This is a genomic window from Streptomyces sp. AC555_RSS877 (genome assembly GCF_019049245.1).
In the GTDB taxonomy this organism is placed as follows: Bacteria; Actinomycetota; Actinomycetes; order Streptomycetales; family Streptomycetaceae; genus Streptomyces.
The window spans coordinates 1-320 of record NZ_JAGMUK010000165.1 but is presented as its reverse complement, the minus strand read 5'-3'; the positions used below and the strand labels follow the sequence as shown (position 1 = coordinate 320).

Genomic DNA, 320 nt, shown 5'->3' with positions numbered 1-320 from the left:
GAGTCGGTGTTGCTGACGCAGAAGAGGATCGGCATGGTGACCTTCTTCGCCGCACGCCCGGGTCGGTAGGCGGCGATGGTCGGGATCACCCGTGCCGCCACCTCGTTGCGGAACGTCGTGCCGGGCGGTTGCAGCGCCTGGTATCCGGGCAGGGCGTCCGGAGCGTTCATGAGGGCCGGTGAACCGGGGGCGGCGGCGATGGGAACCATCACGGGCGCCTGGCCGCGGACCCTGGTCGCCAGATCCCGGGCGAGCACGGGGGTCATCCGGAGGGAGGCGAGCGGGCCCAGCGCGAGCGCGGAGGCGAGACCGTCGGTGAA

1 pseudogene is annotated in these 320 nt (G+C 72.2%); it reads right to left on the bottom strand.

Annotation, left to right across the window (positions count from 1 at the left end):
* Nucleotides 1-320: pseudogene (locus KUM49_RS38215) on the bottom strand (alpha/beta hydrolase); the annotation flags it as partial.